This is a genomic window from Azospirillum sp. (assembly GCF_035627195.1).
GTDB lineage: Bacteria > Pseudomonadota > Alphaproteobacteria > Azospirillales > Azospirillaceae > Azospirillum.
In genome coordinates, this window is sequence record NZ_DASPMG010000447.1 from 1 (window position 1) to 16582 (window position 16582).

Genomic DNA, 16582 nt, shown 5'->3' on the forward strand with positions numbered 1-16582 from the left:
GTACGGCCCGGTCACCATCTGCGCCTGGCACGACGAGTGGAACGAGCTGCCGCTGGACGAGCGCGCCCGCCTGAAGGCCCGCCAGGGCGTCAACTACGTGACGCTGGAGGGGCTGACAGTGATGAACCCGGCCACCATGGAGATCGTCCCCGCCGACGGCCAGACCCTGGGCGAGGTGATGATGCGCGGCAACACGGTGATGAAAGGTTACCTGAAGAACCCGCGCGCGACGGAGGAATGCTTCGCCGGCGGCTGGTTCCACACCGGCGACCTGGGCGTGCTGCACCCCGACGGCTACATCGAGCTGAAGGACCGCTCGAAGGACATCATCATTTCGGGCGGCGAGAACATCTCGACCATCGAGGTGGAGGGCGTGCTGTACCGCCATCCCCAGGTGCTGGAGGCCGCCGTCGTCGCCCGCCCCGACGAGAAGTGGGGCGAGACGCCCTGCGCCTTCGTCACGCTGAAGGACGGGGCGAACGTGACGGAGAAGGAGATCATCGACTGGTGCCGCCAGCACCTCGCGCACTTCAAGTGCCCGAGGACGGTGGTCTTCAGCCCGCTGCCCAAGACCTCGACCGGCAAGATCCAGAAGTTCGTCCTGCGCGAACAGGCCAAGGCGCTGAACGCGGGGTGAGGCCGTAGCGACGAATTGCCCCCGCCCGGCTTCGCTAAAGCTCAGCCACCCTCCCCCTCTTCGAGGTGGAGGGTTTGTGCCGAAGCGGCGGAGTTCCCTCCACCGCAACGCGGGGGAGGGTTAGGGAGGGGGCAACACGCTCCCCAGAATGAAAGACCTCCCCATGCCCGCCGATCCCGGCTATCGCCCCTTCGCGCCCGCTGACGCCCAGGCGCTCGCCCATCTCGTGCGGCACGGCTTCGGCATACCGGCCGAGGACGTGGAGGGATTCCGCGACCTGCTGGGCGACCACGCCTTCCGCGTGCTGGTGCGCAACGGGCGGCCGGTGGCCAGCGGCGCCGTCTGGGCGATGGACCAATGGTTCGGCGGCCGGCGCGTGCCGTCCCTTGCCGTCAACCAGGTGACCACCGACCCCGCCGCGCGCGGGCGCGGGGCCGCCACCGCGCTGGTCACCAGCGTGCTGGAGGAGGCGCGGGCCGGCGGCGCCGCGCTGTGCGTGCTCTACTCCGCCACCGTGCCGCTGTACGCAAAGCTGGGGTTCGCGCGCGCCGGATCGGCCTTCACGTGGCGCGCGCCACCTGACGCGCTGGCCGTCGGCGGCGCGGAAGCGCCGCTGGTGCGCATGGACCCGCTGGACGCCGACCTGCTCGCGGCCCTGCGGCGGCGCGAGGCACCGGCCGCCAACGGCATGGCGGAGCGCACGGAGGCGATGTGGACCATGCTGCTGCGCCCCGGTGACGAGGGGCCGGCCGACGTCTTCCTGGTGCCCGGCCCCGGCGGGCCGGAGGGATACGTGGCCGTGCTGCCGCCGCGCGGCGGCAGGCTGGCGGCCGTCGACCTGTGCGTGCCCGGCCGCCGCGCGGCGCGGCCGATCCTGGGCTTCCTGGCCGGCTATCGCGGGCTGGTGGACACGGTGACGTGGCCGGGCGGGCCGGACGACCTACTAGTCCACCTCGCCCGCGACTCCGGGGCCGGCGTGGCGGAGTGGGACGAGTGGCTGCTGCGCGTCGTCGACGTCGCGGCGGCGCTGGAGGCGCGCGGCTACCCGGCGGGGCTGGAGGCGACGCTGGTGCTGGACGTCGGCGATCCGGTGCTGGCCGCCAACCACGGCCGCTTCCGCCTGACCGTCGCCGGGGGCGAGGGCCGGGTCGAGCGGCTGTCCGGCGAGGAACCGGCCGACCTGACGCTGTCCGTGGCGGCGCTGGCGCCGCTGTTCAGCGGACATCTTGCCCCTGCGGCGTTGCGGCGCACCGGCGGGCTGGACGGCGGCGACGCCGCGCTGGCCATGGCCGCCCTTGTGTTCGCCGGGCCGCGGCCGTGGATGGCCGACCGCTTCTAGGCCCCTGTTATCTTTCGGACATGCGACGTTGCGTCGTGGGCGCTACCGGAAATTAAGGAGTATGGTTTCTAATAATCCGCAACAGGGAATAAGGCGGATTCCAGGGAGCCTCGGTCCTATGAACATCGGTACGCGCATCGCACTCGGCTTCGCCACGGTGCTGCTGCTCACCCTGGCGGTTGCCTTCGTCGGCTGGAACAGCCTGCGCACCTACGCCGGCCGGGTCGACGTCGCCGCGCACACGGCGGATCTCGACGCCCGCCTGAAGAACGTCCGCCTGGAAGAGGCGCGCTTCGTGATCGAGCGCGAGGAGCAGGCCGCCCGCGCCGTGCCCGGCATGCTCGACGCGCTGCGCGCGGAGGCGCAGGAGACCCGTCTGGCGCTGGACGACGCGGCGGGGCTGACGCTGGTCGACGACATCCTGTCGGGCATCGAGGGGTACCGCACCGCCTTCGCCAACTTCGTGGCGCAGGACGCCGAGGCGCGCAACCGCACCCAGAGCATGGCCGGGCGCGCCAGCGAGCTGCGCGAGCAGGCCGCCAAAATCGGCAAGCAGCAGGCCGAGCGCTACGACCAGAACATGGTCAGCCTCAACGACGCCAACGCCGCCGCCCGCCACAGCCGCGACACCGCCGACCGCGCCGACCGCCTGATCCAGGCTGTGATGGAGGCGCGCCGCCTGCAGGGCGAGTTCGCGCGCACCCGCGGCCGCTCCGCCATCGCCGCCACCAACGACGCCATCGGCGGGCTGCTGAGCGTGGCGGAGGCCTTGCAGACCGATGTCGCCGGCACCAACGACGAGGAGCTGGCGGAGCAGATCGTCGCCTCCGTCCGCGCCTACCGCGACACCTTCGCCGAGCAGGGCCGTCCCGCCGCCGGCGAGGACGCCGAGACCTTCCAGGCCCGCGTCATCGTGCTGGACCGGCAGGCACAGGAGATCCAGAAGCTCGCCCACGAGATGCAGGAGAACCAGGTCAACGTGGCGACCGCCCTGCAGGAGGCCGCCAGCTTCGCCCAGAGCGAGGTGAACGAGGCGATCCTGCTGCGCGGCCTCGCCATGCGCCTGATCCAGTCGGCGCAGGCCGCCATGCTGGGCGAGCGCGACTACCGCCTGAAGGGGGGCGACGCCGCCCGCACCGCCGTGCACGCCGCCGTCAAGGAGGCACAGGCCATCGTCGGCGAGGCCGGGCCGCTGCTGGTGGACGCGGAGGGCAAGGCGCTGGTCGCCTCCATCACCGCCGCCGCATCGGCCTACGACAAGGAGTTCGGCGCCCTCGTCGCCGCCACGGACACCCAGCGCGCCGCCTCCACCGCCATGGCGAAGGCGGCCGGCGCGGTGAGCGATCAGGTCGCCCGCCTCGTCGCCATGCAGCGCGACGACCGCGAATCCGGCCGCGCGCGGGCGGGCATGTTCATCATGATCGGCGCCGTCGTGGCGCTGGGCCTGGGCGTGGCGCTGGCCTGGGTCATCGACCGCGCCATCACCGTGCCGCTGCACGCCATGACCGGCGCCATGGACCGGCTGGCCGAGGGCGACCTGTCCGTCGACATCCCGGGTTCCGACCGCAAGGACGAGCTGCGCCACATGGCCGAGGCGCTGACCGTCTTCAAGGAGAACGCGCTGGAGATGCGGCGCATGGAGGAGGAGCGCGAGGTCATGCGCCGGCAGATCGACGCCGACCGCCGCCGCACCATGAACGAGTTCGCCAACGGCTTCGAGCAGGCGGTCAGCGGCGTGGTGCAGACGCTGACCGACGCCGCCGGCCACATGGCGCAGGACGCGCAGGAGATGTCGTCCGACGCGGCGCTGACCTCCGCCAAGTCGTCGGCCGTGGCCTCCGCGTCCGAGCACGCCACCGCCAACGTGCAGACCGTGGCCGCCGCCGCCGAGGAGCTGTCGGCCTCCATCGCCGAGATCTCGCGCCAGCTCACCGCCTCCTCGCAGGCGGCGGTGGACGCCGCCGGCAAGGCGCAGAAGACCAACCTCACGGTGGAGGGTCTGGCCGAGGCCGCCCAGCGCATCGGGCAGGTGGTGGTGCTGATCGGCGAGATCGCCGAGCAGACCAACCTGCTGGCGCTGAACGCCACCATCGAGGCGGCCCGCGCGGGCGAGGCCGGCAAGGGCTTCGCCGTGGTGGCGACGGAGGTGAAGAACCTCGCCGGGCAGACCGCCAAGGCCACCGACGAGATCACCGCGCAGATCGCCCAGATCCAGGCGGCGACCGGCGAGACGGTGGATGCCATCCGCAGCATCTCCGACGCCGTCGGCACCATCAGCCACACGGTGACCGGCATCGCCGAGGCCATGGAGCAGCAGGGCTCGGCGACGCGGGAGATCGCCGCCAACGTGCACCAGGCCGCCGCCGGCACGCAGGAGGTGATGCGCAACATCGCCGAGGTGACCACCGCCGCCGGCAAGACCGGCACCGCGGCCGACGCGGTGCTGCGCGCGTCGCGCGAACTCGCCACCCAGGCCGACCGCCTGCGCGGCGAGGTGCGCGGCTTCCTCGACAAGGTGCGGGCGGCGTAAGCAACCTCCATCCCTCCGAACGCCATCCATTGAAAATCTCAATGGATGGCGTTTCGTCTTTCAATTTCCCGTTTTCCGGCACGGCCATCATAGTCCCGCCGCTGAACGCCTGACGGCGGCATCGTGACGGAGACCGGGAATGGACATGCTGCTGCCGGCGACGGCGCTGGACACACTGCTTTCACCGCCGATCCTGTTCTTCGGCCTTGGCGTGGTGATCGCCTTGGCGGGAACGCGCATTCCCATTCCCGAAGGGTTCGGCAAGGCGCTCGCCGCCTACCTCCTGGTTGCCATCGGGCTGAAGGGCGGCGTGGCGCTGGCCGGCGCCCCGACGGGCGAGGTCATGCCGGTGCTGCTGGCCGCCGCCGGCCTCAGCCTGACCATGCCGGTCCTCGCCTTCGGCATGCTGCGCGCGGCCGCCGGGCTGGACCGGGTGAACGCGGCGGCCATCGCCGCGCACTTCGGGTCGGTCAGCCTCGTCACCTTCATCGCCGCGACCAAGCTGCTGGACAGCCAGGGCATTCCCTTCAGCGGCCACATGGTCGCGGCGCTGGCGGTGATGGAGGGGCCGGCCATCGTCACCGGCCTGGTGCTGGCCGGCGCCACGGGCGCCGTCGCCTCGGTCGGCCTGACGGCGGGTGGGGCCGGCGTGGTCCGGGTGCCTGGGCCGTCCGGCATGGGGACGCTGCGGAACGCCGTCCGCGACGCGGCGCTCAACGGCTCGGTCCTGCTGCTGGCCGGGGCGCTGCTCATCGGGATGACCATCGGCAAGCCGGGGCTGGACCGGCTGGCCGGCCTGTTCGTCGCCCCGTGGGACGGCGTGCTCAGCCTGTTCCTGCTGGAGATGGGCTATCTGGCGGCGGCCCGCCTGCGCGAGGCGATGGGGCTCAGCGCGCGGCTGATCCTGTTCGGCGTGGCCATGCCCCTGGTTGGTTGCGGCATCGGGCTGGCGACGGCGCGCGCGCTGGGGCTCGGGCTGGGTGACGCGACGCTGCTGGCGACGCTGTGCGCCAGCGCCTCCTACATCGCCGTGCCGGCCGCCATCCGGCATGCCCTGCCGACCGCCGACACCGGCCTGTCGCTGCCGCTGTGCCTGGGCATCACCTTTCCCTTCAACATCATGGTGGGCATCCCGCTGTACGCCGCGCTCGCTCGCGCGGTGGCCGGCTGATACGATCGCCGCACGGGGAGGGGCGATGCCGACACCGCCACCATTCGATCTCGACCTTCTGCGCACGCTCGTCACCATCGTCGACTGCGGCGGCTTCACACGGGCCGCCGAGCGGCTGGGACGCACGCAGTCCACCATCAGCCTGCAGATCAAGCGGCTGGAGGACGGGCTGGGCAAGCGCGTGTTCGAGCGCGAGGGGCGCGGCTTCGCCCTGACGCCCGAGGGCGAGATCCTTTTGGCCTACAGCCGGCGCATGCTGATGATGGCGGACGAGGCGTGCGCCCGCCTGATGGAACCGGACGTCGACGGCCGGGTGCGTCTCGGCACGCCGGAGGATTTCGCCTCCGTCCACCTGCCCGACGTGCTCTGGCGCTTCGCGCGCGCCCACCCGCGGGTGGCGCTGGAGGTGAACTGCGACTTCACCGTCAACCTCCTCGATGGCTTTTCCAAGGGCGAGTATGATCTCGTGCTCTGCAAGCGCGAGCCGCAGGGCGGCGGGGGCGGCATCAAGGTGTGGCGCGAACCGCTGGTGTGGGCGGCGTCGGACCGGCTGGTCCTGGATCCGCTTGAACCCATTCCGCTGGTTCTCGCCCCCTATCCGGACATCTACCGCAAGCGCGCCATCGACGCGCTGGACGGCTGCGGCCGGGCATGGCGCGTCGCCTACACCAGCCCCAGCGTGGCGGGCATCCAGGCGGCCGTGCGGGCGGGATTGGGCACCACGATCCTGCCCAAGGAGATGGTCGGCGCCGGCTTCCACATCGTCGGCGCGGAGTTCGGCCTGCCCGACCTCGCCGACACGGAGATCGCGCTCTACCGCGCCCCCGGCCCGCTGCCGAAGGCGGCGGAGCGCCTGGCCGAGCACATCGTCCGCTCGCTGGAAAGCGAGCGCGCGGGCGGCGGCTGACGCGGCGGCTCTACCGCTTCACCACTTCCGACCCGTCCGCCCGCACGATCCGGGCAGGCTTTATGGCGCTGTATTTGACGGTGCCGGTGACGGTCACGCGGTCGCCCTCGTTGAGGCCGGACAGGTCCCAGCCCTTGGCGCTGACGTCGATCTGCTGCTGGCCGTCGCTGAGCGCGAACCACGTCTTGCCGACGCGCTTGACGGTGCCGGCGATGGTCCCCTCTCCCAGCATCAGGATGCCGACGACCGACTGCGACGCCGTGTCGGCGTACGCAACGGTGGCGGTGGCGGCAGGAACGGCCATCAGGCCGGCGATCAGAAGGGCGGCGAAACGCGTGCGCATGGCTCTCTCCAGGACTGCGGACCGGGGCAGCCTAGCGCGCACGAACGGGGCGGCTCTTGACCAAAGCCAAGCGCCGCCCCGAATCACGTCACTGCGCCGTCCAGGCACCGTCCATGGGCAGCGCGGCACCCGTCATCTGCGCCGCCGCGTCGGAGCACAGGAAGACCGCCAGCGCGCCCAGTTGGTCGGGCGTCACGAACTGCCCCGAGGGCTGCTTGGCGCCCAGCAACTCGGCCCGCGCGGCGTCCGGCGACAGGCCCTTGGACGCGGCCAGCGCGTCGATCTGCTTCTGCACCAGCGGCGTCAGCACCCAGCCCGGGCAGATGGCGTTGCAGGTGACACCCGTGCCCGCCGTCTCCAGCGCCGTGACCTTGGTGAGACCGACGACGCCGTGCTTGGCCGCCACGTAGGCCGACTTCTGCACCGACGCGACCAGCCCGTGCGCCGAGGCGATGTTGATGATGCGGCCCCAGCCGCGCTCCTTCATGCCGCGCAGCACCAGCCGCGAGCCATGGAAGACCGCCGTCAGGTTGATGGCGATCACCGCGTCCCAGCGCTCGACCGGGAAGTCCTCGATGCTCGCCACGTGCTGGATGCCGGCGTTGTTGACCAGCACGTCGACGGGGCCGAGCGTGGATTCGGCGTGCGCCACCAGCGCCTCGATCTCCTCCGCCTTGGACAGGTCGGCGCCGTGGTAGGCGGCGCGCACGCCGAATTCGGCCTCCAGGCCGCTGCGCAGGCGCTCGATCTCGCCCGCGTCGCCGAAGCCGTTGAGGACGACGTTCGCCCCCTGCCCGGCCAGCGCCCGCGCGATGCCAAGCCCGATGCCGCTCGTCGAACCGGTGACGACCGCGACCTTGCCCTTCAGCATGATTCCTCCCTGCTCTTCGTCTTACGCACCTGCGAAACCCGTGCAAGATGCCGGGACTTCACCCGTTTGTCATCCCAAACCCCTCGCTCACCGCGGGCGCAGGTCCTCGATCAGGCCGCGGATCACGTCCTGCGGGGGCGTCGGGCGCGCACCGCCGGAGGTGCCGGGGACGGGCACCGGGATCGGCAGGTCCGGCACCGCCTGCTTCAGGATGCCGGAGGCGGCGCGGCGCGCCAGGAACTCCTGCACCTCCTGCATCTCGAAGGCGCGCGTCGGCTTGTCGATGGGGCCGGTCATGCGCACGGCGACCGGCGGCAGGTCGCCCTTGGCCTGGATGCGCACGCGCATGTCCATGGTCTCGGCCGGCAGGTTGACCTGCCCCTGCGCCGTCGCCTGCCCGGCGTCGGAGATCAGGCGCAGGTCCTGCGTGGTGGCCACGCCGCGCTCCACCGCGAAGGTGCCGTCCAGGCGCGAGAAGCGCGTCTCGCCGCCCTGAAGACCGCGCAGCACCGCCTCCAGCGCGTCCTGCGGACGGTCCAGGCGGCCCAGCCGCTCGGCCAGGGCGCCCATGTCGAAGCCGCGCACGGCGCCGTCGCGCCCGGCCAGCCGGGCGGTGCCGGACAGTGCTTGCAGCATGGCGGTCTTGCCGGCACCCGACGTGCGCAGTTCGGCGTCGAGGTCCAGCGTGCCGCTCGCCACGTCCAGCGTGCCGCCGGAGAACGCCTGCGCCAGCTTGGCCTTCACCACGGTCAGGTTCAGCTCCGCCTCCGGCGCGCGGCCGGCGGGGGCGGCGAGGCGGCCGGTGGCGCCGATCTGCCCGCCCAGCACGCCGCCGTCGAACTGCTCCAGCGTCAGCACGCCGTCGGCCAGGATCAGCCGCATGGCCGGGTTGTCGATGCGCGTTCCCTGCGCGATCAACGCCGAGGAGGTCAGCCCCAGCCGCCCGTCGAAGGACGGCATCCAGCCGAGGTCGAGAGAGTCGCCCCCGCCCGCCGCGCCACCGGCGGGAGCATTGCCGCCCGGCGCACCGCCGGCCCCGCCCTTGCCGGCGGCGGCCGGGCCGGCCAGCAGGCGGTCGGCGTCGAGGTCGCCGGTCTGCACGTCGGCCTGCACGCGCGGCCGCGGGCCGCCCAGGTCGACCCGCGCCTTGCCCCGCACCGGCATGCCGGCGACCGTGCCCTGCATGGCGGACAGCGCCACCGCGCGCGGCGTCACCGACACTTCCGAATAGAGGTCGAGGGCGCCCACCGGGCCGGCGTCCGCCTTGCCGAACAGGGCGGCGAGCCGCGCCATTTCCGGGTGCGTGGCGCGCACCTTCAGGTCGGTGGCGACGGCGCCCTGCAGGTTGGCCAGCGTGCCGCCGGCCTCCAGCGTGCCGCCGACGGCGTCCGCCGACAGCTCCACGGCCAGCTTGTCGAGGTCGCCGGCCAGCCGGCCCTGCGCCTTGACCGCGCCGAACTTCTCCGGCGCCGGGGCACCGGCCGGCCAGGGGACCAGGCGCGTCAGCCCGGCCAGCGAGGCGGCTTCGGCCGACAGCGCGACATGCGCGTTGCGCAGCGGCGCCAGGCTGCCGACCTGCCCCGACAGCTGCGCCGCCACGCCGCCCACGTCGGCCACCCGCACCTCGCGCAACGTGAGCGCGCCGTTGGCGGCGCTGGCGTCCACGCGCAGCCCCTGCGCCGGCACGCCACGCCAGAGCAGCGAGCCGACGGCCAGTTCCACCGTGCCGTCCACGTCGCGCAGCAGGCGGGCGACCGCCGGCGGCACCGGGCCGTCCTTGCCGCCGTTGGCGCCGCCGGCGCCGGCCGGCGCCGGAGCGTCGGACGGCGGCGGCAGGTAGGCGTCCACGTTCAGGTTGTCGACGTCCAGGCGGATGCCGTAGGCCGGCCGGCCACGGTCGACGTAGGCGACGCCGCCGGTGGCGCGCGCGGTGTCGACGCGCAGGTCGATGCCGGTCACCTCCACCCGCTCCGGCCGGCCCTGCACCTGGGCGCGCAGCGACGCCTTGCGCAGGCGGTCGGCCGGCACCGCGCGCACGTCGACCTTCAGCCAGTCGAGCAGGCTGCGCAGGTCGTCGGCGTTGGCCTCCAGCCGCAGGTCCACCGCCGGCTGGCCGTTCGCCGCCGCCAGCGCGCCGGTGGCGACCACGTCGGAGCCGCCGGGCAGCAGCGCGCTCACCCGGTCGACGTTCAGCCGGCCGTTGTCGAGCGCCGCTTCCAGCCGGCCCTGGCGGATCAGCCCGCCGTTGTAGGTGATGGCGTCCACCGCCAGCTCGAAGCGGCCCGTCACCCCGGCGGGCAGCGCGAAGCCATCGGCGCGCGGCGCGGCCGGCGCGGCGGCGGCGCGTCCGTTCGCCGCCGGCCGCGGCGCCGCGGCGGCGACGCGCTGCATCCAGGTGTCCAGGTCCAGGCGGTTGAGCGCCAGCTTGGCCTCCACCGCGTGCGGCGCCCCGGCGCGCAGCGCGGCGCTGCCGGTGGCGCGCGTCTCGCCCACCTGCACTTCCAGCCCGCCGAAGCCGGCGCCGGCGGCCGACACGTCGATGGCCGTGCGCCAGGAGAAGGGCTGGGCGAGCGGCCCCGGCGCCGGCGCCTCGCCGCGCAGCATCGCCAGGACGGCGCCCAGGTCGCTGCCTTCGGCGCGCAGGTCGCCCTGGGCGCGCGGCCCGGCGGCGCCATTGCTTCCCGTGGTGCTGATGATGCCGGCGAAGCGCAGCGCCGCATCCGTGTCCGGCAGGGAGACGGAGACGCGCAGCGGCACCGCCGCCCCGTCGGTGAAGCGCCCCGACGTCAGGTCGCCGCGCAGGGCGACGCCGCGCGTCACGAAGGTGCCCTGCACCTGGAACGGCCCGCCGAGGCTGCCGGCGACAATGCGGGCGTCCACCTTCTCCATCCGCTCGGCCCGGCCGGCGGCGGCGTCGCGGTAGACCAGCGTGCCGTTGCGCACCGTAACCTGTTCGAAGCTGACGGAGGAGCCGAAGCCGCCGCCGTCGCCGCCGGACGCCGCGTCGCCGCCGGTGCCGCGCGCGAAGTCCCAGGTGGAACGGCCGTCCGGCAGCACCTCGTACACCAGCACCGGCTCGATCAGCGCGACGCTCTGCACCTCCACATGGCCGCGCAGCAGGGCGGGAAACGCCACCCGGACGTCCAGTTCCCTGACGCGGATCATGTCCGGTTCGGCGGCCCCCGGCAGGCTGGCGACGCGCGCGTCGCGCAGGCTGAGCGCCGGGGTGGGCAGCAGCGACAGCCGGATGTCGCCGGCGATGCTCACCGGCCGGCCGGTCGCCGCGCCGACTCGGGCGGCGATCTCGTCCTTGTAGGCGTTCCAGTCGACCAGCGCCGGCACCACCAGAACGGCGCCCAGCAGCAGGAGAACGACGACCAGAACGGCGATCAGGATCTTCTTCACGGGTGGTCCACCGCCGGTAACGGCCCTTCAGAGAACACGGACGTCGAGAGTACGCAGGGGGCGCGCGCTTCTCGCCCGCGCCGACTTCCGCTAAGCTACCCGCGCCAGAAGAGACAAGCAATTCGGGCATTCCCACGGCAAAGCGCGGGCGCGGCCGAAAAAAGATGCCGGATCCGGACCGTCACGCCCGCCGGGGTGTCCAGGAGAATTCGCATGGGCGATGTCGTCAACCTCAACCGCTTCCGCAAGCAGCAGGAACGCACCCGCCGCGCCAAGGAGGCCGAGGAAAACCGAATCCGCCACGGCCGCACCAAGGCCGAGAAGACGGCCGAGCGCCTGGAGCGCGAGCGCGCCGCCCGCGACCTGGAGGGCAAGAAGCGCGACGACCCGTCCTAAGCCGGACGCCATACCAAGCGCATATACCCCTATCTTGCGTGATGTCTTTGATGACAAAAGGCAATTCCGATCATCAGCACGACTGACAATCTGGCGAACCCTGCGACATTTTGATACCTTGACGCCAACGAGAGGTTCCTCATTGCACGGGGGAGTTGGCGCCATGGTCGACGTCACCACGCACCGCCACACGGCGGAACAACATTCCACCTCCACGCTGCCCCACATCCGCCGCATCGACACCGACCGGCCCTGGGTCTGGCTGGCGCGCGGCTGGCAGGACCTGTGGGCGGCGCCCACCGTCAGCCTCGTCTACGGGCTGCTGGCCGTGGTCTCCAGCTTCCTGCTGGTGGCCGGGCTGTCGATGGCCGAGATGCAGTACCTGGTGCTGCCGATGGCGGCCGGTTTCATGCTGATGGGGCCGGTGCTCGCCGTCGGCCTTTACGAGACCGCCCGCCTGCTGGAGCGCGGCGAGCGCGTCACCCTGCTGGCGGTGATCGGCGCCTACCGCCGCAACGCCACGCAGATCGCCACCATCGGGCTGGTGCTGATGCTGGCGCTGCTGGCGTGGATCCGCGTGGCCTTCCTGGTCTTCGCGCTGTTCTTCTCGTCCCAGCCGCCGGCCTTCGACCAGCTGGTCGACCGCATCTTCTTCTCGCAGCAGACGATCCCCTTCCTGCTGACCGGCAGCCTGATCGGCGGCGTGATCGCGGCGGTGGTGTTCTCGATCAGCGTGGTGGCCCTGCCCATGCTGCTGGACCGCGACACCGACGTCTTCACCGCCATGGCGACCAGCGTCGCCGCCGTGCAGGAGAACTGGCGCGCCATGCTGGTGTGGGCGGCGCTGATCGCGCTGTTCACCGCGTCGGGCCTCAGCTTCGCCTTCATCGGCCTTGTGCTGGCCTTCCCGCTGATCGGCCTGGCGTCCTGGCACTGCTACCGCGACGTGGTCGGGCCGGAACGGTAAAGTTTCTGAACCGCCGCCATCCATGCCCTCCCCCGCGTCGTGGGGGAGGGCTTTTCCTGCCCTACTTCTTGAAAAACGCCTCGGCCGCGCTCTTGTGCGCCTGCTTGGCGTCGATGAAGCCGCGGGCGCGGGCGATTTCCGCCTCCAGTTCGGCGATGTAGTCGTTCAGCTCCGCCACGGACAGCGTGGTCAGGTCCTTCGGCGCCGGCTTCTGCTTGCGCGGTTCCAGGTCGTCGAAAACCATGGGCGGCCTCCTTTTCCACATTCCGGCATCGCATCCCGGCGCGGCTTGCCAGGATCATCCGCCAGTTCTACCTTTTGCCGGCCACACGGAGAAGGGGAAAGCCATGGGAATCGCCCTGCCTGACACCATGACCTGCGTCGAGATCAGCCAGCCCGGCGGCCCCGAGGTGCTGCGCGCCACAGAGCGCCCGGCCCCCATCCCCGGCCCCGGCGAGGTGCTGGTCGCGGTCGAGGCCGCCGGTGTCAACCGGCCGGACATGCTGCAGCGCCAGGGCCGCTACGACCCGCCGCCGGGCGCGTCCGACCTGCCGGGGCTGGAGATCGCCGGCCGCGTCGTCGCCATCGGCGAGGGCGTCATGGACTGGGGAGCAGACGACAAGGTCTGCGCCCTGGTCGCCGGCGGCGGCTACGCCCAGTACTGCACCGTCCCCGCGCCGCAGCTGCTGCCCGTCCCGAAGGGGTTGAGCATGGTGGAGGCCGCCGCCGTGCCGGAGACCTTCTTCACCGTGTGGACCAACGTGTTCGAGCGCGGCGCGCTGCGGCCCGGCGAGACGCTTCTGGTGCACGGCGGGTCCAGCGGCATCGGCACCACGGCCATCCAGCTGGCCAAGGCGTTCGGTGCGCGCGTCTTCGTCACCGCCGGCAGCGCCGACAAGTGCCGGGCGTGCGAGGAGCTGGGCGCCGACCGCGCCATCGACTACAAGACGGAGGACTTCGTCGCCGTCATCAAGGAGGCGACCGGCGGGCGCGGCGTCGACGTGGTGCTGGACATGGTCGGCGGCGACTACATCGCCCGCGACATCGAGATCATGGCCCCCGATGGCCGCCACGTCTCCATCGCCTTCCTGCACGGGCCGAAGGTGTCGCTGAACTTCTTCCCCGTGATGACCAAGCGCCTGACGCTCACCGGCTCCACGCTGCGCGCCCGTTCGGTCGAGGAGAAGGGGCGCATCGCCGCGGCCCTGCGCGAGAAGGTCTGGCCGCTGATCGGCGAGGGGCGCATCAAGCCGGTGATCCACAAGACCTTCCCGCTGGCCCGGGCCGCCGACGCGCACGCGCTGATGGAATCCAGCACGCACATCGGCAAGATCGTGCTGACGGTGGAGGAATAGCCCCGGCCGGCTTCGGCCGCGACAATCGTTCCGCGCAATCTTGGTGGTGTTCGCTCTTCCCCTTTGCGGCGGACCTGGGTAGCTTGGTAAAGCTATTCAGGAACGTTGCGCAGGCGACCGGGTCCGGAACCCCGGCCGCGTGCGTCAGCGTGCTTACAACAACCGGCTTTCCTCCCATATGGAGGGGGGAGCACGGAACTGTGGAAGGAACAGGCCGGCGCCGTCACGGTGACCGGTCGTGTTGTCAGGAGGGACGATGGCACTGCCCTTGATGCCGAAAGCGACGGCCGTCTGGCTGGTCGAGAACACTGCCTTGAGCTTCGAGCAGATCGCCGCCTTCTGCGGCCTGCATCCGCTGGAGGTGCAGGCGATTGCCGACGGCGAGGTGGCGGTGGGCATGGTCGGGCTCGACCCCATCGCCAACGGCCAGCTCACCAAAGGCGAGATCGAACGCTGCGAGAAGGACCAGAACGCCAAGCTGAGGCTGCTGGTGCCGGACCTGCCGCAGCCGGCCGCGCGCTCCAAGGGGCCGCGCTACACGCCGATCACCAAGCGCGGCGACAAGCCGGACGCCATCGCGTGGCTGCTGAAGCACCATCCGGAGCTGTCGGACGCCCAGGTCAGCCGCCTGATCGGCACCACCAAGCCGACCATCTCGGCGGTGCGCGACCGCACGCACTGGAACGCCACCAACATCAAGCCGCGCAACCCGGTGCTGCTGGGCCTGTGCAGCCAGCGCGAGTTGGAGGAGGCGCTGGCCAACGCCGCCCGCCGCGGCCCGATTGAGCGCGAGGACGGCGGCGCGGACTACGCCGGCGACGAGGGCGAGGAAGAGGACGCGCCGTATTCCGAATCCGCGTGACGGCGGCCGTTACAAGGCGTCGAAAGCAAAACGGCGTGCCGTCCCGCGGCACGCCGTTTTCAATGTCGGGCTCCGAAACCCGGAAATTCCTGCTCCGGACGAGGAATTCAGGCACGCGCCAGGCGCGTCATCTCGTCCTTGAGGCGGAGCTTTTCTTTCTTGATCTTCGCGAGGATGGCGTCGTCCGGATGCGGCCGCTGATTTTCGAGCCTCAGTTCGGCCTCCAGCGCCTGATGCTTCAGGCGCAGGGACTCAATCCGGTCCTCAAAAGCCATGGTTTCCCTCCATCGGAAGTTTGTCATACATTACCCGGCATGACTCGGAACGGGTCATATTGTTGCTGAATCGGCGGAATGGCAAGGGCGCGGAACGGCGCTGGACGAAATGGGTAGCGCGCGCTACATCACCCGCATGACCGTGCCTCCCCGAATCGTCGTCGGCATCAGCGGGGCCTCGGGGGTGATCCTCGGGGTTCGCCTCCTGGAAATCCTACGCCGAATCGGCGTGGAATCCCACCTCGTCATCAGCCGTGCGGCCGAAGTCACCCTGGCCCACGAAACCGACCTGAAGCCGGCGCAGGTGCGTGCGCTGGCCGATGTGAACTACCCGGCCGCCGACATCGGCGCCGCCATCGCCAGCGGCAGCTTCCGCACGCTGGGCATGATCGTCGCCCCCTGCTCCATCCGCACCATGAGCGAGATCGCCACGGGCGTGACCTCCAGCCTGCTGACCCGGGCCGCCGACGTGGTGCTGAAGGAGCGGCGCCGGCTGGTGCTGATGGTGCGCGAGACGCCGCTGCACTTGGGCCACCTGCGCACCATGACGCAACTGGCCGAGATGGGCGCCGTCGTCGCCCCACCCGTCCCCGCCTTCTACGCCAAGCCGCAGAGCCTGGACGACGTGGTGAACCATACGGTGGGCCGCGCGCTCGACCTTTTCGGGCTGGAAGCCGGCATCGTGAACCGCTGGGGCGAGCCGAGCCAGACGGAGCCGGCGGAAGCTTGACGTGAGTCAAGCTTGGAACACCGCTGCTTTTGTATTACATCCCAGCAACAGAGTCGGTCACCGTCGCCACACCATCGCCCCTAGGAGAGTGGACGCATGCCTCACCGCGCACAGCACGACGCCATCCGCCGCCTGATGGCCGGCGTGAAGGGGTTCCGGGCCCGCTATTACGAGCGCAACCCGGAAAACATGCGCGAACTGGCGGAGCACGGGCAGAAGCCGGACGTGCTGCTGATCGGCTGTTCCGATTCCCGCGTCGACCCGGCCCTGCTGACGCAGGCGGAACCGGGCGAGCTGTTCGTCGTGCGCAACGTCGCCAACCTGGTGCCGCCCTACCAGCCGGACGGGCACTACCACGGCACCTCGGCGGCCATCGAATACGCGGTGAAGGTCCTGGAGGTGCGGCACGTCGTGGTGCTGGGCCATGCCCGCTGCGGCGGCATCCAGGGGCTGATCCGGCTGAACTCCGGCGAGCCGCCGCCGGGCGACTTCATCGCCCCCTGGGTGTCCATCGCCCAGTCGGCGTGCGAGCGCTTCATCCCCGCCAGCGGCGGCGATTGCGGCGAGGGCGGTGCAGGTTCCGCCACCTACCTGCAGGATTGCCCGCACCTCGTCGAACGCGCCGCCGTGCGCGGCTCGGTCGAGAACCTGATGACCTTCCCCTTCGTGCGCGAGCGCATCGTGCAGGGCCACCTGCACATCCACGGCTGGTGGTTCGACATTGACAGCGGCGAGCTGTGGGTCATCGACCCGGAAACCAAGGTCTTCGTGCCGGTGTTCGAGTAAGCCTCCCA

Annotated in this window: 16 protein-coding genes; 11 read left to right on the forward strand and 5 right to left on the reverse strand. The window is 71.5% G+C overall.

The window, feature by feature from the left end; all coding sequences use genetic code 11:
• From VED21_RS38180 to VED21_RS38200, 5 genes are all read left to right on the forward strand, one after another.
• The coding region (locus tag VED21_RS38180) for an AMP-binding enzyme (protein WP_414638403.1) at positions 1-637 on the forward strand (637 nt) is incomplete at its 5' end.
• 163 nt (positions 638-800) lie between these two features.
• A complete protein-coding gene (locus VED21_RS38185) occupies positions 801-1976 on the forward strand; it encodes a GNAT family N-acetyltransferase (RefSeq protein ID WP_324891644.1) in 1176 nt (391 codons plus the stop codon).
• Between the two features lie 118 nt (positions 1977-2094).
• A complete protein-coding gene (locus tag VED21_RS38190; protein ID WP_324891646.1) occupies positions 2095-4506 on the forward strand; it encodes a HAMP domain-containing methyl-accepting chemotaxis protein in 2412 nt (803 codons plus the stop codon).
• A 139-nt stretch (positions 4507-4645) separates the two neighbouring features.
• Positions 4646-5677 (forward strand): sodium-dependent bicarbonate transport family permease, encoded by a 1032-nt coding sequence (locus VED21_RS38195; RefSeq protein ID WP_324891648.1) that lies wholly within the window; start codon positions 4646-4648, stop codon positions 5675-5677.
• A gap of 25 nt (positions 5678-5702) precedes the next feature.
• Positions 5703-6584 (forward strand): LysR substrate-binding domain-containing protein, encoded by an 882-nt coding sequence (locus VED21_RS38200; protein ID WP_324891650.1) that lies wholly within the window; start codon positions 5703-5705, stop codon positions 6582-6584.
• Positions 6585-6594: 10 nt separating this feature from the next.
• On the opposite strand, the gene VED21_RS38205 is transcribed toward VED21_RS38200, so the two are convergent.
• The 3 genes from VED21_RS38205 to VED21_RS38215 form a co-directional block, all read right to left on the reverse strand.
• Complete coding sequence (locus VED21_RS38205) at positions 6595-6927, reverse strand: hypothetical protein (RefSeq protein ID WP_324891652.1); 333 nt, start codon at positions 6925-6927, stop codon at positions 6595-6597.
• An 88-nt stretch (positions 6928-7015) separates the two neighbouring features.
• Positions 7016-7798, reverse strand: a complete 783-nt coding sequence (locus VED21_RS38210; protein WP_324891654.1) for a 3-hydroxybutyrate dehydrogenase — start codon at positions 7796-7798, stop codon at positions 7016-7018.
• Between the two features lie 87 nt (positions 7799-7885).
• Entirely contained in the window at positions 7886-11203 is a 3318-nt protein-coding gene (locus tag VED21_RS38215) for an AsmA family protein (RefSeq protein WP_324891656.1), read from the reverse strand.
• A 213-nt stretch (positions 11204-11416) separates the two neighbouring features.
• Here VED21_RS38215 and VED21_RS38220 point away from each other — a divergent pair, with 213 nt between their 5' ends.
• The gene (locus tag VED21_RS38220; protein WP_324891658.1) at positions 11417-11599 is read left to right on the forward strand and encodes a DUF4169 family protein; all 183 of its coding nucleotides are present in this window, start codon (positions 11417-11419) and stop codon (positions 11597-11599) included.
• 163 nt (positions 11600-11762) lie between these two features.
• Positions 11763-12566 (forward strand): DUF2189 domain-containing protein, encoded by an 804-nt coding sequence (locus tag VED21_RS38225; protein WP_324891660.1) that lies wholly within the window; start codon positions 11763-11765, stop codon positions 12564-12566.
• A gap of 61 nt (positions 12567-12627) precedes the next feature.
• Here VED21_RS38225 and VED21_RS38230 read toward each other — a convergent pair whose 3' ends face one another.
• Positions 12628-12810: a DUF1192 domain-containing protein gene (locus VED21_RS38230; protein ID WP_324891662.1), complete on the reverse strand. Its 183-nt coding sequence runs from the start codon at positions 12808-12810 to the stop codon at positions 12628-12630.
• A 103-nt stretch (positions 12811-12913) separates the two neighbouring features.
• On the opposite strand from VED21_RS38230, the gene VED21_RS38235 reads away from it, so the two are divergent.
• Both VED21_RS38235 and VED21_RS38240 read left to right on the forward strand, forming a co-directional pair.
• The gene (locus VED21_RS38235) at positions 12914-13921 is read left to right on the forward strand and encodes an NAD(P)H-quinone oxidoreductase (protein ID WP_324891664.1); all 1008 of its coding nucleotides are present in this window, start codon (positions 12914-12916) and stop codon (positions 13919-13921) included.
• A 256-nt stretch (positions 13922-14177) separates the two neighbouring features.
• Positions 14178-14783 (forward strand): DUF1013 domain-containing protein, encoded by a 606-nt coding sequence (locus tag VED21_RS38240; protein WP_324891666.1) that lies wholly within the window; start codon positions 14178-14180, stop codon positions 14781-14783.
• Positions 14784-14890: 107 nt separating this feature from the next.
• Here the strand turns inward: VED21_RS38240 and VED21_RS38245 are convergent, their stop codons facing one another.
• Positions 14891-15058 carry a YdcH family protein gene (locus VED21_RS38245; protein ID WP_324891668.1) on the reverse strand — a complete coding sequence of 56 codons (168 nt, stop codon included), beginning with the start codon at positions 15056-15058 and terminating at the stop codon, positions 14891-14893.
• Positions 15059-15194: 136 nt separating this feature from the next.
• Between VED21_RS38245 and VED21_RS38250 the strand changes: the two genes are divergently transcribed.
• Complete coding sequence (locus VED21_RS38250; protein ID WP_324891712.1) at positions 15195-15788, forward strand: UbiX family flavin prenyltransferase; 594 nt, start codon at positions 15195-15197, stop codon at positions 15786-15788.
• A gap of 96 nt (positions 15789-15884) precedes the next feature.
• Positions 15885-16574: a carbonic anhydrase gene (locus tag VED21_RS38255; protein ID WP_324891670.1), complete on the forward strand. Its 690-nt coding sequence runs from the start codon at positions 15885-15887 to the stop codon at positions 16572-16574.
• Positions 16575-16582 lie beyond the last annotated feature (8 nt).